This window comes from Limnospira sp. PMC 1279.21 (assembly GCF_032349615.1).
Lineage (GTDB): Bacteria > Cyanobacteriota > Cyanobacteriia > Cyanobacteriales > Microcoleaceae > Limnospira > Limnospira fusiformis.
This window is the reverse complement of record NZ_JARPLU010000603.1, coordinates 1-288: the sequence shown is the minus strand read 5'-3', so window position 1 is coordinate 288 and position 288 is coordinate 1. Positions and strand designations below refer to the sequence as shown.

The 288-nt window shown below is 47.2% G+C and carries 1 protein-coding gene; it reads right to left on the bottom strand.

The features are described 5' to 3' along the window. Window positions 1-271 (bottom strand): hypothetical protein (locus P5683_RS26180; protein ID WP_315649119.1); only part of this gene is annotated, 271 nt, incomplete at its 3' end. Window positions 272-288: the final 17 nt, after the last annotated feature.

Sequence of the window (288 nt, the reverse complement as noted above, 5' to 3'; positions counted from 1 at the left end):
ACACCGATAGGTTAACTCCCTTGTGATACCCGTCAATGGCAAGCCTATCGGTTCGTTCCTCACCATTGACTGCTATCACGTCGGTCGCACCCCCAAGAGTGTTTGTTCCGGTTGGGGGGAGGATATGTTTCAAAATCAACCACGACAACAGCAGAAGATAATTCCCCAAGCTATCAATGTACAAAGATATCAGACCGCCTTTCCGTGGACTAGACCTATAGGTAAACCTATGAGCGATCGCAAAATCTAAATCATCTCCTACCAGAACCAACCCGATACCCCTAAACA